The following is a 13,321-nucleotide window of genomic DNA, read 5'->3' on the forward strand; positions in this document are numbered from 1 at the left end:
CGTCCTTTTACAGAGTGAGTGTCAGGCTGACAGTGAAATTGCGCGGCTCGCCGGGGTTGACCCAGTAGTTGCTGTACGAGCGCTCGAAGTACTTCTCATCGAAAACATTGTTCAGGTTCAGGCCCACTGTGACGTTGTCGCTGGCCTTGTAATGGGCCAGCAGGTCGACGGTGTGGTATGCCGGTAACTCGAAGTCGGTGCCGGCTTCGCCTGAGCGATCGCCAACGTAAGTGAAGGCCGCGCCGAGGTCCGAGCCGCGCAAGCTTCCCTCCTGGAACTCATAGACCCCCAGCAGGCTGCCGCTGCGTTTGGCCACGCCCAGTATTCGGCTGCCGGTGGGGATGACCTTGTCACCCTCGGTGACTTCGGCGTCGATGTAGGCGAAGGCGCCGATGACCCGTACGGCATCGGAGACTTGCCCGGCGACTTGCAGATCGAAACCCCGGCTGCGGGCCTTGCCCATGGCGCGGCTGGTGTCGGTGCCCGGATCCAGGGCAAGGACGTTTTCCTTGTCTATCTGGAAGACGGCGAGGGTGCTGCTCAAGCGTTCGTCGAACAGCTCGCTCTTGAGGCCGATTTCATAGCCGACCCCTTCCTCCGGGTCGAAGGACTTGCCGGCGGCATCAAGACCATTGTTGGGTTTGAACGAGGTGGACGCGTTGGCGAATAAGCCGACTTCAGGCGTGAGCTGATAGAGCAAGCCGGCCCGCTGGGTCAGGGCGTCGTGGGGCTGGCGACTGGTGGCGTCGCGGCTATGGTCATCGATACGCTGATCGAACTGCTCGAAGCGCGCACCGAGCATGCCCCGCAGTTTGTCGGTAAAGATGACCTGGTCTTGCAGGTTCAGCGCGTGGCTCTCGACATGCTCGAAAAAATCTGTCCCGGAGCGCGCGCCAGCGGGTTTCGGCTGGCCGTAGACCGGTTGGTAGAGGTCGATCGCGTAGGGGCTGCCGGCAATGGTCGTCACCCGCTCGGCCTTGCGGTAGTTCTCGTACTCGCTGCCGATCAGCAGTTCATGCTGCCAGCCGCCGAGGTCGAAAAAACCGCGCAGTTCAAGCTGGGTAATGCTGTCGTGCCAGTGGTTGTCACGCTCGCGGTAGCGGCGATTGACCGTGTGGACGTCGGCGTTCAACGGGCGCGATTCGGAGGCGAAACCCCAGAGCTTGCCTTCCTTGTAGTGACTGGCCAGGCGCAGCTTCCAGGTGTCATTGAGTTGATGTTCAAGCGCCGCTTGCAACTGGTTGTTGTGATTGTCGATGTCGCCGTCGTTCGGTTCGCCTAGGAAGGTCGAGCGGGAAACGCCGCTCCAGGTATTGTTCGGTGCGACGATGCCACGGTCGAATGTCGAGCTGTGCCGGACGAATTCGCTTTCCACCAGCAGGTGGGTGTCGGGATTCAGCTGCCAGCTGAAGGAGGGCGCGACGAATACTCGCTGGCTGTCGACGTGATCGCGAAAACTGTGGTTGTCCTCGATGGCCAGGTTGACCCGCGACAGGACATCGCCGTTGTCGTCCAGCGGTGTGTTGACGTCCAGCGCGGTGCGGTAGCGATCCTGGCTGCCTGCGCTGGTTTGCAGCGTGGCGAAAGCCTCGGCCTGGGGCTTCTTGGTGACGATGTTCACCGTGCCCCCGGGATCTCCACGGCCATAGAGGCTGGCTGCCGGGCCTTTGAGCACTTCGATGCGCTCGATGTTGGCCACGTCCGGTGTGCTCGGGTAGCCGCGGTTGGCGCTGAAGCCGTCCTTGTAGAACTCCGACGTGGTGAAGCCGCGCACGCTGTATTCGTAAAGCGTCAGGCCGCCAAAGTTGTTCTGTTTCGACACGCCGCCGGCAAAGTCCAGTGCGCGTTCGACGCTGGTGCTGCCCAGGTCATTGAGCACGCTGACGGGAATGACGCTGATTGACTGCGGGATGTCGCGGATGGCCGTGTCGGTCTTGGTCGCACTGGAGGAACGGGTAGCGCGGTAGCCATCGACCGGGCCGGTGGCGGACTCGTAATCGGAAACGACGCTGATAGCATCCAGTTCGAGGGTTTGGGAGTCCTCGGCGAAAACCGGATTCCCCAGCAGGCCGAAGGCAATTCCGGCGAGGGAAGCCTTTGTTCGAGACGACATGTTATGTTGTTCCAATTGCTAGAATTGAAACAATATAACATGTCTAATGAGAATGTCTGCCAATAGCCCGAGATTCTCGGGCCAGGATTAGTTTTCTTCTTTTTCCTTGATCGGCGCGGGCGGTGGACGCAAGCCGATTTCCGCCGTGAGCTTGAGTTCCTTGCCGTTGCGCATGACCTGGACCGTGACTTTATCCGTTGGTTTGATCCGTGCGACCTGGTTCATCGAACGGCGGCCATCGCCGGCGGGTTCGCCATCGATGGCGAGGATCACGTCGCCCAGTTGCAGACCGGCCTTCTGCGCCGGGCCGTCGCGGAAAATGCCGGCGACGACGATGCCTGGTCGCCCCGACAAGCCAAACGATTCCGCCAGCTCCTGGCTCAAGGGTTGCACTTCAATGCCCAGCCAGCCGCGAATCACCTGGCCGTGTTCGATGATCGACTTCATCACCTCCATCGCCAGTTTGACCGGGATCGCAAAACCGATGCCCTGGGAGCCGCCGGACTTGGAGAAAATCGCGGTATTGATACCCGTCAGGTTGCCGTTGGCATCCACCAGCGCGCCGCCGGAGTTGCCGGGGTTGATCGCGGCGTCGGTCTGGATGAAGTCTTCGTAGTTGTTCAGGCCCAGCTGATTACGCCCGGTGGCACTGATGATGCCCATGGTCACGGTCTGGCCGACACCGAACGGGTTGCCGATGGCCAGCGTCACGTCGCCGATGCGGATGTTGTCGGAGCGGCCGACCGTGATCGAGGGCAGATTCTTCAAGTCGATCTTCAGCACCGCGAGGTCGGTTTCCGGGTCGCTGCCAATCACCCGGGCCAGGGTTTCACGACCGTCCTTGAGTGCCACCACGATCTGGTCGGCGCCGCTGGTCACGTGGTTGTTGGTCAGGATGTAGCCTTCCGGGCTCATGATCACGCCGGAGCCGAGGCTCGATTCCATGCGTTTCTGCTTGGGCGAGTTGTCGCCGAAGAAACGGCGGAACTGCGGGTCTTCAAACAGAGGATGGTTGGGCTTGTTGATGACTTTGGTGGTGTACAGGTTCACCACCGACGGCGCGGCGGTGGTGACCGCGTCGGCATAGGACACCGGGCCTTGCTGCATGCTGGTGGTTTGCGGGGCTTGTTGCAGATTGACGTCGAGGCTGGGAAGCCCGACCCATTGCGGGTAACGCTGGATGATTAACAGAGCGACAAGCACGCCGGCCAACAACGGCCAGCCGGAAAAACGCAGCGCCTTGAGCATTAAGCACGTCCTGAGAGGTTGCAGGCGGTTAGAGACCGCCCATAATGTCGCGCATTATACGAGGCCGCGCGTGCCTCTGAACGGGATATTTAGGAGTCTTTTATGGCCGTCGCCCTGAGCACACTCGTCGAAGAAGCCGACCGTTACCTCAACAGTGCGAAAATCGCCGACTATTGCCCCAACGGCCTGCAGGTCGAAGGGCGGCCGCAGGTGATGCGCATCGTCAGTGGCGTCACCGCCAGCCAGGCCTTGCTCGATGCCGCGGTGGAGGCCAATGCCGATCTGGTGCTGGTGCACCATGGTTATTTCTGGAAGGGCGAAAACCCGTGCATCACCGGCATGAAGCAGCGTCGCCTGAAGACCCTGCTCAAGCACGACATCAGCCTGCTGTCCTATCACCTGCCGCTGGACCTGCACCCGGAGGTTGGCAACAACGTGCAGTTGGCGCGCCAACTCGACATCACCATCGAGGGCCCGCTGGATCCCGACAACCTGAAAATCGTCGGTCTGGTCGGCTCGTTGGCCGAACCCGTGACGCCCAGGGACTTCGCGCGCCGCGTGCGCGAAGTCATGGGCCGCGAGCCGCTGTTAATCGAGGGCAGTGCAACGATTCGCCGGGTTGGCTGGTGCACCGGTGGCGGCCAGGGCTACATCGACCAGGCGGTGCTGGCGGGTGTCGACCTGTACCTCAGCGGCGAAGCCTCGGAACAAACCTTCCACAGCGCCCGGGAAAACGACATCAGTTTCATCGCCGCCGGTCACCATGCCACCGAACGCTATGGCGTCCAGGCGCTGGGAGATTACCTGGCGCGACGATTTGCCCTTGAGCACATCTTCATCGATTGCCCGAATCCGATCTGAAGAACACCACAGATCAAATGTGGGAGCGGGCTTGCTCGCGAATGCGGATTAACATTAACGGATCTGTTGACTGACTCACCGCCTTCGCGAGCAAGCCCGCTCCCACAAAGTCCTCCGCGGCCAAACAGGCAGGCATATTCATATACCCTTTCGATCTAGCCCGCGTCCTGATTAGAAGAGGTCGCTGTGCTAGGATTCCCCGCTCGAACACGGCCCGCTGGCCGTTCATAAGAAAGATTTCGTGAGTAGCCATGGTCGACAAACTGACGCATCTGAAACAGCTGGAGGCGGAAAGCATCCACATCATCCGCGAGGTGGCCGCCGAGTTTGATAACCCGGTGATGCTGTATTCCATCGGTAAAGACTCCGCCGTGATGCTGCACCTGGCACGCAAGGCATTCTTCCCCGGCAAGCTGCCGTTTCCGGTGATGCACGTCGACACCCAGTGGAAATTCCAGGAGATGTACAAGTTCCGCGACAAGATGGTCGCCGAGCTGGGCCTCGACCTGATCACCCACGTGAACCCGGAAGGCGTGGCGCAAGGCATTAACCCGTTCACCCACGGCAGTGCCAAGCACACCGACATCATGAAGACCGAAGGCCTCAAGCAGGCACTGGACAAGCATGGTTTCGACGCCGCCTTCGGTGGTGCCCGTCGCGATGAAGAGAAATCCCGCGCCAAGGAGCGCGTGTACTCGTTCCGCGACAGCAAGCACCGCTGGGACCCGAAAAACCAGCGCCCGGAGCTGTGGAACGTCTACAACGGCAAGGTCAACAAGGGCGAATCCATTCGCGTGTTCCCGTTGTCGAACTGGACCGAGCTGGACATCTGGCAGTACATCTACCTCGAAGGCATCCCGATTGTGCCGCTGTACTTCGCCGCCGAGCGTGAAGTCATCGAGAAGAACGGCACCCTGATCATGATCGACGACGAGCGCATCCTCGAACACCTGAGCGATGAAGACAAAGCCCGCATCGTCAAAAAGAAAGTGCGTTTCCGTACCCTTGGCTGCTACCCGTTGACGGGCGCGGTGGAGTCCGAGGCCGAAAGCCTCACGGACATCATTCAGGAAATGCTCCTGACGCGAACTTCCGAGCGCCAGGGCCGTGTCATCGACCACGATGGCGCAGGCTCGATGGAAGACAAAAAACGTCAAGGTTATTTCTAAGGGGCTGTCATGTCGCATCAATCTGATTTGATCAGCGAGGACATCCTCGCCTACCTGGGCCAGCACGAACGTAAAGAGCTGCTGCGCTTCCTGACCTGCGGTAACGTCGACGACGGCAAGAGCACCCTGATCGGGCGCCTGCTGCACGACTCCAAGATGATCTACGAAGATCACCTGGAAGCGATCACCCGCGACTCGAAAAAAGTCGGTACCACCGGCGAAGACATCGACCTGGCATTGCTGGTCGACGGCCTGCAGGCCGAGCGTGAGCAGGGCATCACCATCGATGTCGCCTACCGCTATTTCTCCACCGCCAAGCGCAAATTCATCATCGCCGACACCCCCGGCCATGAGCAGTACACCCGCAACATGGCCACCGGTGCGTCCACCTGTGACCTGGCGATCATCCTGGTCGACGCCCGTTACGGCGTGCAGACCCAGACCCGTCGCCACAGCTTCATCGCCTCGTTGCTGGGCATCAAGCACATCGTCGTCGCCATCAACAAGATGGACCTCAAGGACTTCGACGAGGGCGTGTTCGAGTCGATCAAGGCCGACTACCTGAAGTTCGCCGAAGGCTTGAAGCTCAAGCCGACCAGCATGCACTTCGTACCGATGTCGGCCCTCAAGGGCGACAACGTGGTGAACAAGTCCGAGCGCTCGCCGTGGTACACCGGCCAGTCGCTGATGGAAATCCTCGAGACCGTGGAAGTGGCGGGCGACCGCAACTTCACCGACCTGCGTTTCCCGGTGCAATACGTCAACCGTCCGAACCTGAACTTCCGCGGTTTCGCCGGCACCCTGGCCAGCGGCATCGTCAAGAAGGGCGACGAGGTTGTTGTTCTTCCGTCGGGCAAGAGCAGCCGCGTGAAATCCATCGTCACCTTCGAAGGTGAACTGGAACACGCCGGCCCAGGTCAAGCCGTGACGCTGACCATGGAAGACGAGATCGATATCTCCCGTGGCGACCTGCTGGTGCATGCCGACAACGTGCCGCCCGTCACCGACAGCTTCGAAGCGATGCTGGTGTGGATGGCTGAAGAGCCAATGCTGCCGGGCAAGAAATACGACATCAAGCGCGCCACCAGCTACGTGCCGGGCTCCATTGCCAGCATCGTCAACAAGGTCGACGTGAACACCCTGGAAGAAGGTCCGGCCAGCGCGTTGCAGCTGAACGAAATCGGCAAGGTCAAGATCGCGCTCGACGCGCCCATTGCCCTGGACGGTTACGAGAGCAATCGCACCACCGGCGCGTTCATCATCATCGATCGCCTGACCAACGGCACCGTCGGCGCCGGCATGATCGTCGCCCAACCGGTGGCCCATGGCACCAGCACGCACCACGGCAAGCTGGCCCACGTTGCCACCGAAGAACGCGCCCAGCGCTTCGGCCAGCAACCGGCTACCGTGTTGTTCAGCGGTCTGTCGGGCGCGGGCAAAAGCACCCTGGCCTACGCCGTCGAGCGTAAGCTCTTCGACCTGGGCCGTGCGGTGTTCGTGCTCGATGGCCAGAACCTGCGTCACGACCTGAACAAAGGTCTGCCACAGGATCGCGCCGGCCGTACCGAGAACTGGCGTCGTGCCGCGCACGTGGCGCGCCAGTTCAACGAAGCCGGTCTGCTGACCCTGGCGGCGTTCGTGGCGCCGAGCGCCGAAGGGCGCGAGCAAGCCAAGGACCTGATCGGCAAGGAGCGTCTGCTGACGGTCTACGTCCAGGCCTCGCCAACGGTTTGTGCCGAGCGTGACCCGCAAGGCCTGTACGCGGCCGCCGGGGATAACATCCCGGGCGAGTCCTTCCCGTACGATGTGCCGCTGGATGCCGACCTTGTGATCGACACTCAGTCCGTGTCGCTGGAGGAAGGCGTCAAGCAAGTGCTGGATCTGCTGCGTAAACGCGGCGCGATCTAAGCGCTAGCCGCCAATAAAAAACCCGCCGATGAGTGATCATCGGCGGGTTTTTTTGTTCGACTCGGTCAACTGTGGGAGCGGGCTTGCTCGCGAAAGCGGATTAACATTCAACAAGTGTGTTGGCTGACACACTGCCTTCGCGAGCAAGTCGCACCGCCGCTTCCACAGGGGATCACTGTTATCTCGGATATTCGCGATGCATCTGCCCCAGCAACGCATCCTTGTCCTGCCACAACTGGTTGATCCAGCCCTGGAACTGCAAGCGGTACTCACCATCCTGGTCGTAGTTCTTGCCGATGAACTGCGGCGGGATCTTCAGCTCTTCAAAGTGCACCACCACGTCCGCCACATTCCCGCACAGCAGGTCCCAGAAGCCGGGACGGCCGGCCGGGTAGTGGATCGTCACGTTGACGATCGATTCCAGCTGCTCACCCATGGCATCCAGCACAAACGCAATGCCACCGGCCTTGGGCTTGAGCAGGTACTTGAACGGTGACTGCTGCTGCGCGTGCTTGCCCTGGGTAAAGCGTGTGCCTTCGACGAAGTTGAAAATGCCGACCGGGTTGTTGCGAAACTTCGCGCAGGTCTTGCGGGTGGTTTCCAGGTCCTTGCCTTTCTTTTCCGGGTGCTTCTCCAGATACGCCTTGGAGTAGCGCTTCATGAAAGGAAAACCCAGCGCCCACCACGCCAGGCCAATCACCGGCACCCAGATCAACTCTTGCTTGAGAAAGAACTTCAACGGCTGGATGCGTCGATTGAGCACGTATTGCAGCACCAGAATGTCGACCCAGCTCTGGTGGTTGCTGGTGATCAGGTACGAGTGCTGATAGTCGAGGCCTTGCAGCCCGCTGATGTGCCAGCGTGTGCGGCGCACCAGGTTCATCCAGCCTTTGTTGAGGCTGATCCAGGCTTCATGGGTATGGCTCATCAACCAGCCGGCAATGCGCTGGGTGAGGGCGAACGGCAATGCCTTGATGAGTGCCACGCAGAACAGAAACGAGCAGAGCAGAATCGTATTGAGCGCCAACAGCAGCGCGGCGATTGCACCGCGCACGGGGGCAGGGAGAAAATCCAGCATTTAAACATCCATGGGTCGGTTGGCTGCCTGGATCGCGGTCAAGGCGATGGTGTAGACGATGTCATCGACCTGCGCGCCGCGCGGCAAGTCGTTCACCGGTTTGCGCAGGCCTTGCAGCATCGGTCCGAGGCTGACGCAGTCGGCGCTGCGCTGCACGGCTTTGTGGGTGGTGTTGCCGGTGTTGAGGTCGGGGAACACGAACACCGTGGCGCGACCGGCGACCTGACTGTTCGGCGCCAGTTGCCGGGCCACGGTTTCGTTGGCGGCGGCGTCGTACTGCAAGGGGCCGTCGATCAGCAGCGTGCTTTGCTGCTCATGGGCGAGCAGCGTCGCTTCGCGGACCTTCTCGACTTCTTCGCCGCTGGCCGACTCACCACTGGAATAGCTGATCATCGCCACACGCGGGGTGATGCCAAACGCCGCTGCCGAATCGGCGCTTTGCAGGGCGATCTCCGCCAGTTCGCTGGCGCTCGGGTGCGGGTTCATTACGCAGTCGCCATAGACCAGCACTTCTTCGGGAAACAGCATGAAGAACACCGAGGACACCAGGGTGCAGCCCGGCGCGGTTTTGATCAGCTGCAGGGCAGGGCGGATGGTGTTGGCGGTGGAGTGGATGACGCCCGATACCAGGCCGTCGACTTCATCCAGCGCCAGCATCATGGTGCCGATCACCACGGTGTCTTCCAGTTGCTGCTCGGCCATGGGTGCGTTGAGGCTTTTGCTCTTGCGCAGCGCAACCATCGGCTCGACGTAGCGCTCGCGGATCAGGTCCGGATCGAGAATTTCCAGCCCCGGCGGCAGTTCGATGCCCTGGGCCCGGGCGACCGCTTCGACGTCGGCCGGCTTGGCCAGCAACACGCAGCGAGCGATGCCGCGTGCCTGGCAGATCGCCGCGGCCTGAACGGTCAACGGCTCGCTGCCTTCGGGCAGGACGATGCGCTTGTTGGCGGTCTGTGCGCGCTGGATCAGTTGATAGCGGAACACCGCCGGCGACAGGCGCATTTCCCGTGGCGTGCCGCAGCGCTGGTGCAGCCAGTTGGCGTCCAGGTGGCTGGCGACGAAATCGGTGATGATCTCCGCGCGCTCGCGGTCGTCGATCGGGATTTCCTTGTTCAGGCCGTTCAACTGGTTGGCGGTGTCATAGGAGCCGGTGCTCACCGACAGTACCGGCAGGCCTGCCTGCAGGGCGCCGCGGCACAGGTCCATGATGCGTGGATCGGGCAGGGTGTCGCTGGTCAGCAACAGGCCGGCCAGGGGCACACCGTTCATGGCCGCGAGGCTCACCGCGAGGATGATGTCGTCGCGATCGCCGGGGGTCACCACCAGCACGCCGGGCTTGAGCAGCTCCACGGTGTTGCGCATGGTGCGCGCGCAAATGATGATCTTGGTCATGCGCCGGGTTTCGTAGTCGCCGGCGTTGAGCACCTGGGCGCCCATCAGGTCGGCCACGTCGCGGGTGCGCGGGGCGTTCAGTTCCGGCTGGAACGGGATGCAGCCCAGCAGGCGAAAATCGCCGCTGCGCAACAGCGGCGAGTGTTCCTTGAGGCGCGAGGCGAAGGCCTCCATGCTCTCGTCGGTCTTGACCTTGTTGAGGATCACGCCGAGGACTTTCGGGTCTTTCGGCCCGCCAAACAGCTGCGCCTGCAATTCCACGCGACCGGACAATTCGGTCAGCACTTCGTTTTCCGGCGCCGACACCAGAATCACTTCCGCATCGAGGCTCTTGGCCAGGTGCAGGTTGACCCGTGCGGCATAGCTGGCGCTGCGGGTCGGCACCATGCCTTCGACGATCAGCACGTCCTTGCCGATGGCGGCTTGTTGGTACAGGGTGATGATTTCTTCGAGCAACTCGTCCAGCTGGCCGTCGCCGAGCATTCGCTCGACATGGGCCAGGCCCAGCGGTTGTGGCGGTTTCAAACCGTGGGTACGGGCCACCAGTTCGGTGGAGCGTTCAGGTCCCGTGTCCCCCGGGTGCGGCTGGGCAATCGGTTTGAAGAAGCCGACCTTGAGGCCGGCGCGCTCAAGGGTACGCACCAGCCCGAGGCTGATGGAGGTCAGGCCCACGCCAAAGTCGGTGGGTGCGATAAAAAAAGTTTGCATGCGGATTCTCTGAGGGAGCAGGCAAGGGTGATCGCCTATGGCTGGCGATCTACCGAAATTCAGTCGCCAAGGTTATCGCTAACCACGCCTTGTGCGCACCAACCGCAATCAAAGGGCTGGCCTATTTTTTCCTGGCGCTGCACTGGATCCATGACCCAGGCCCGGGATTGCCAGGGCGGTTGGTGGCGCAGGTGTTGGGTATGGCCGCAGGAAAGTTCGGCCACCCAGTGCCCGTCCTCGTCCTGATGAAAGCCGGTGACCGTCGCACCCCGTCTGTCCGGGTTGTGTTCGCTTTCGGGCGATTGCTTCGCTAAACTGGGTCTTTCATTATTCTTTTGCAAAAGGTCTCGCCCCATGCTGATCGCCGCCAATAAGGCTGTCTCCATCGACTATACCCTGACCAACGACGCTGGTGAGGTCATCGACAGCTCCGCCGGCGGCGCGCCGCTGGTCTACCTGCAAGGCGCAGGCAACATCATCCCGGGCCTGGAAAAGGCTCTGGAAGGCAAGGCCGTCGGCGACGAGCTGACCGTAGCCGTTGAACCTGAAGATGCCTACGGCGAATACGCGGCCGAACTGGTCAGCACCCTGAGCCGCAGCATGTTCGAAGGCGTCGACGAGCTGGAAGTGGGCATGCAGTTCCACGCTTCCGCTCCGGACGGCCAGATGCAGATCGTGACCATCCGTGATCTGGACGGCGACGACGTCACCGTTGACGGCAACCACCCGTTGGCCGGTCAGCGCCTGAACTTCCAGGTCAAGATCATCAACATCCGTGACGCCAGCCAGGAAGAAATCGCTCATGGTCACGTCCATGGCGAAGGTGGCCATCACCACTGATTTCTGCGCTAAGCTTTCGATGACTGGAGAGGCGCCCCGAGGGCGCCTTTTTAGTCTGCGGCTGTCCCAGGCGACACCGCCAAGCGGTTGTTTCGAGAAAAACACGGGAATCTGGAGTACGTCATGAGTGCTTTTCACGACCTTAATTTGACAGGCCTGGACGGTCAGGCGCTCCCTCTGGCGCCTTTCAAGGGGCACGTGGTGCTGGTGGTCAACGTGGCTTCCAAGTGCGGCTTGACCCCTCAATACGCCGCGCTGGAAAACCTCTACCAGCAATACAAGGGCAAGGGCTTCAGTGTGCTGGGCCTGCCGTGCAATCAATTTGCCGGGCAGGAGCCGGGTTCCGAGCAAGAGATCCAGGCGTTTTGCAGCCTCAACTATGGCGTGACCTTTCCGTTGTCCAGCAAGCTGGAAGTCAACGGGCATGAGCGTCATCAGCTGTACAAGCTGCTGGCGGGCGAGGGTGCGGAGTTCCCTGGTGACATTACCTGGAACTTCGAGAAGTTCCTGCTGGGCAAAGACGGACGTGTGCTGGCGCGTTTTTCGCCACGTACTGCTCCCGACGATCCAAGTGTCGTTCAGGCGATTGAAAAAGCCTTGAGCTGAAGATCAAGAGATCGCAGCCTTCGGCAGCGCCTACAGGTGTTCACATATCCCCTGTAGGAGCTGCCGAAGGCTGCGATCTTTTCTTTGTGCCTTTTGATCCACAATCACCCAAATCAATAGTGCTGTTCACTCCGTGCGAACCTCCATATTATAGTCGTCATAAAGTCTATCCTCGTGGAGCGTCCCCATGCCCGTCAAAGCCTTGTTCAAACCGTTCCACCTCGGCACCCTCGAACTGCCGACCCGCGTCGTCATGGCACCCATGACCCGTTCTTTTTCGCCAGGCGGCGTGCCTAATTCCAAAGTGATCGAGTACTACCGTCGTCGTGCCGCGGCAGGCGTTGGTTTGATCATTACCGAAGGCACCACCGTGGGTCACAAGGCCTCCAACGGCTACCCGAACGTGCCGCATTTCTACGGTGATGCGGCACTGGCCGGCTGGAAAAAAGTCGTTGATGCAGTACATGCCGAAGGCGGCAAGATCGTTCCGCAACTGTGGCACGTCGGCAGTGTGCGTCGTATCGGCACCGAGCCGGACGCCAGCGTGCCGGGTTACGGTCCGTCCGAAAAAGTGAAGGATGGCCATGTCGTGGTGCACGGCATGAGCAAGCAGGACATCCAGGACGTGATCGCTGCGTTCGCCCAAGCAGCCAAGGATGCCCAGAGCATCGGCATGGATGGCGTGGAAATCCATGGCGCCCATGGTTACCTGATCGACCAGTTCTTCTGGGAAGGCAGCAACCAGCGCACCGACGAGTACGGCGGCAGCCTGGCCAACCGCTCACGTTTCGCCATCGAACTGATTCAGGCCGTGCGCGCGGCGGTCGGTGAAGGCTTCCCGATCATCTTCCGTTTCTCCCAGTGGAAGCAGCAGGATTACACCGCCCGTCTGGTGCAAACCCCAGAGGCCTTGGGCGAGTTCCTCAAGCCGTTGTCCGACGCCGGTGTGGATATTTTCCACTGCTCGACACGCCGTTTCTGGGAGCCGGAATTCGACGGGTCCGAACTGAACCTGGCCGGCTGGACCCGCAAACTCACCGGCAAACCAACCATCACCGTGGGCAGCGTCGGCCTGGACGGCGAATTCCTGCAGTTCATGGTCAACACTGACAAGGTGGCGCAGCCGGCCAGCCTGGAAAAACTGCTGGAGCGCTTGAACAACGATGAGTTCGACCTGGTCGCCGTCGGCCGTGCGCTGCTGGTGGACCCGGACTGGGCACAGAAAGTACGCGACGGGCGTGAGGAAGACATCCTGCCGTTCAGCCGCGAGGCGTTGATGACGCTGGTTTAAGCGGCGACTGGCCGGGCCTCTTCGCGAGCGGGCCCGCTCCCACATGGGATTTGTGAACGACACGGATCAAATGTGGGAGCGGGCTTGCTCGCGAAGACTGACCTGAA

11 protein-coding genes are annotated in these 13,321 nt (G+C 61.1%); 6 read left to right on the forward strand and 5 right to left on the reverse strand.

Translation table 11 applies throughout. The features are described from left to right. Window positions 1–7: 7 nt before the first annotated feature. Together F8N66_RS06565 and algW are read right to left on the reverse strand one after the other, a co-directional pair. On the reverse strand, window positions 8–2,113 hold the full coding sequence (locus tag F8N66_RS06565) for a TonB-dependent siderophore receptor (protein WP_150769418.1): 2,106 nt from the start codon (window positions 2,111–2,113) through the stop codon (window positions 8–10). Window positions 2,114–2,200: 87 nt separating this feature from the next. After that, entirely contained in the window at window positions 2,201–3,361 is a 1,161-nt protein-coding gene (gene algW / locus F8N66_RS06570; protein WP_150769419.1) for a Do family serine endopeptidase AlgW, read from the reverse strand. Window positions 3,362–3,463: 102 nt separating this feature from the next. Here algW and F8N66_RS06575 point away from each other — a divergent pair, with 102 nt between their 5' ends. The 3 genes from F8N66_RS06575 to cysN all read left to right on the forward strand — a co-directional run bounded on the left by F8N66_RS06575 (window position 3,464) and on the right by cysN (window position 7,299). Next, window positions 3,464–4,222 carry a Nif3-like dinuclear metal center hexameric protein gene (locus F8N66_RS06575; protein WP_150769420.1) on the forward strand — a complete coding sequence of 253 codons (759 nt, stop codon included), beginning with the start codon at window positions 3,464–3,466 and terminating at the stop codon, window positions 4,220–4,222. Between the two features lie 251 nt (window positions 4,223–4,473). Further along, window positions 4,474–5,391 (forward strand): sulfate adenylyltransferase subunit CysD, encoded by a 918-nt coding sequence (gene cysD, locus F8N66_RS06585; protein ID WP_150769422.1) that lies wholly within the window; start codon window positions 4,474–4,476, stop codon window positions 5,389–5,391. Between the two features lie 9 nt (window positions 5,392–5,400). Next, the gene (gene cysN / locus F8N66_RS06590) at window positions 5,401–7,299 is read left to right on the forward strand and encodes a sulfate adenylyltransferase subunit CysN (RefSeq protein WP_150769423.1); all 1,899 of its coding nucleotides are present in this window, start codon (window positions 5,401–5,403) and stop codon (window positions 7,297–7,299) included. 178 nt (window positions 7,300–7,477) lie between these two features. Here cysN and F8N66_RS06600 read toward each other — a convergent pair whose 3' ends face one another. From F8N66_RS06600 to F8N66_RS06610, 3 genes are read right to left on the reverse strand one after another with little or no spacing between them, the layout of a single operon-like run. Beyond that, on the reverse strand, window positions 7,478–8,377 hold the full coding sequence (locus tag F8N66_RS06600; RefSeq protein WP_150769424.1) for an acyltransferase: 900 nt from the start codon (window positions 8,375–8,377) through the stop codon (window positions 7,478–7,480). Beyond that, complete coding sequence (pta, locus tag F8N66_RS06605; RefSeq protein WP_150769425.1) at window positions 8,378–10,477, reverse strand: phosphate acetyltransferase; 2,100 nt, start codon at window positions 10,475–10,477, stop codon at window positions 8,378–8,380. It lies immediately after the preceding gene. Between the two features lie 59 nt (window positions 10,478–10,536). Further along, window positions 10,537–10,863: a DUF3565 domain-containing protein gene (locus F8N66_RS06610; protein ID WP_150769426.1), complete on the reverse strand. Its 327-nt coding sequence runs from the start codon at window positions 10,861–10,863 to the stop codon at window positions 10,537–10,539. Between F8N66_RS06610 and F8N66_RS06615 the strand changes: the two genes are divergently transcribed. The 3 genes from F8N66_RS06615 to F8N66_RS06625 all read left to right on the forward strand — a co-directional run bounded on the left by F8N66_RS06615 (window position 10,832) and on the right by F8N66_RS06625 (window position 13,214). Continuing rightward, window positions 10,832–11,317: an FKBP-type peptidyl-prolyl cis-trans isomerase gene (locus tag F8N66_RS06615; RefSeq protein ID WP_008054392.1), complete on the forward strand. Its 486-nt coding sequence runs from the start codon at window positions 10,832–10,834 to the stop codon at window positions 11,315–11,317. The two genes, F8N66_RS06610 and F8N66_RS06615, sit on opposite strands and share 32 nt — an antisense overlap. A gap of 123 nt (window positions 11,318–11,440) precedes the next feature. Then, a complete protein-coding gene (locus tag F8N66_RS06620; protein WP_150769427.1) occupies window positions 11,441–11,923 on the forward strand; it encodes a glutathione peroxidase in 483 nt (160 codons plus the stop codon). Window positions 11,924–12,110: 187 nt separating this feature from the next. Continuing rightward, the gene (locus F8N66_RS06625; protein WP_150769428.1) at window positions 12,111–13,214 is read left to right on the forward strand and encodes an NADH:flavin oxidoreductase; all 1,104 of its coding nucleotides are present in this window, start codon (window positions 12,111–12,113) and stop codon (window positions 13,212–13,214) included. The last annotated feature ends 107 nt before the right edge of the window (window positions 13,215–13,321 follow it).

Origin of the sequence: Pseudomonas fluorescens (genome assembly GCF_902498195.1) — a bacterium.
GTDB lineage: Bacteria > Pseudomonadota > Gammaproteobacteria > Pseudomonadales > Pseudomonadaceae > Aquipseudomonas > Aquipseudomonas fluorescens_BU.

Coding starts and splice junctions, on each gene's coding strand:
- F8N66_RS06565 (WP_150769418.1), bottom strand. CDS start 2,113: ATGTCGTCTCGAACAAAGGCTTCCCTCGCCGGAATTGCCTTCGGCCTG.
- algW (WP_150769419.1), bottom strand. CDS start 3,361: ATGCTCAAGGCGCTGCGTTTTTCCGGCTGGCCGTTGTTGGCCGGCGTG.
- F8N66_RS06575 (WP_150769420.1), top strand. CDS start 3,464: ATGGCCGTCGCCCTGAGCACACTCGTCGAAGAAGCCGACCGTTACCTC.
- cysD (WP_150769422.1), top strand. CDS start 4,474: ATGGTCGACAAACTGACGCATCTGAAACAGCTGGAGGCGGAAAGCATC.
- cysN (WP_150769423.1), top strand. CDS start 5,401: ATGTCGCATCAATCTGATTTGATCAGCGAGGACATCCTCGCCTACCTG.
- F8N66_RS06600 (WP_150769424.1), bottom strand. CDS start 8,377: ATGCTGGATTTTCTCCCTGCCCCCGTGCGCGGTGCAATCGCCGCGCTG.
- pta (WP_150769425.1), bottom strand. CDS start 10,477: ATGCAAACTTTTTTTATCGCACCCACCGACTTTGGCGTGGGCCTGACC.
- F8N66_RS06615 (WP_008054392.1), top strand. CDS start 10,832: ATGCTGATCGCCGCCAATAAGGCTGTCTCCATCGACTATACCCTGACC.
- F8N66_RS06610 (WP_150769426.1), bottom strand. CDS start 10,863: ATGGAGACAGCCTTATTGGCGGCGATCAGCATGGGGCGAGACCTTTTG.
- F8N66_RS06620 (WP_150769427.1), top strand. CDS start 11,441: ATGAGTGCTTTTCACGACCTTAATTTGACAGGCCTGGACGGTCAGGCG.
- F8N66_RS06625 (WP_150769428.1), top strand. CDS start 12,111: ATGCCCGTCAAAGCCTTGTTCAAACCGTTCCACCTCGGCACCCTCGAA.